1 protein-coding gene is annotated in these 432 nt (G+C 67.4%); it reads right to left on the bottom strand.

Annotated features, from left to right (window positions below):
• Positions 1 to 138 precede the first annotated feature (138 nt).
• Positions 139 to 432 (bottom strand): hypothetical protein (locus tag AB4Y92_RS25945; RefSeq protein ID WP_441822236.1); only part of this gene is annotated, 294 nt, incomplete at its 5' end.

The raw sequence follows: 432 nt of genomic DNA, 5'->3' as shown, positions 1-432 counted from the left end.
GCACAAGAGGCGGCGCGGCAATCGACGCCGCTTCCGTGGGCGGCAGCGCTGCGATCGAGGTCAGAGCAAACAGCGTCAGAACCAGGCCGGGCCTTGCCAGGCTGTGAAAGCGCGTCATCGGAACCTCCCCTGCTCGCGCTATTGTCCGGACTGCCGCGCGAAGGCATGCGGCAATTCAGGATTGATCCAGCGCATCTGCGTGACCCGCCCGGCCATGTCGCGCTCGAACCGCATCTGCACGAACGGGGCGTCGCCGACGATCGCCACGATCGGGGCGTAGCCGCCGCTCGGCGCAAGCCGCGCCTGGAACAGGCCGGGATCATCCCGGTTCGCCTCGAGCAGCATCGTGAGATCGGTCCGGTCGAGCTTCACCTGCAGCTTTCCGTCCACGGCCGAGACGATCGCATCGCCAAGCACCGGCGAGGCATAGGT

Source organism: Lysobacter sp. TAB13, assembly GCF_052113885.1.
Lineage (GTDB): Bacteria > Pseudomonadota > Gammaproteobacteria > Xanthomonadales > Xanthomonadaceae > Lysobacter > Lysobacter gummosus.
Note: the sequence above shows the minus strand (reverse complement) of the source record. Positions and strands in the feature narration are given on the sequence as shown.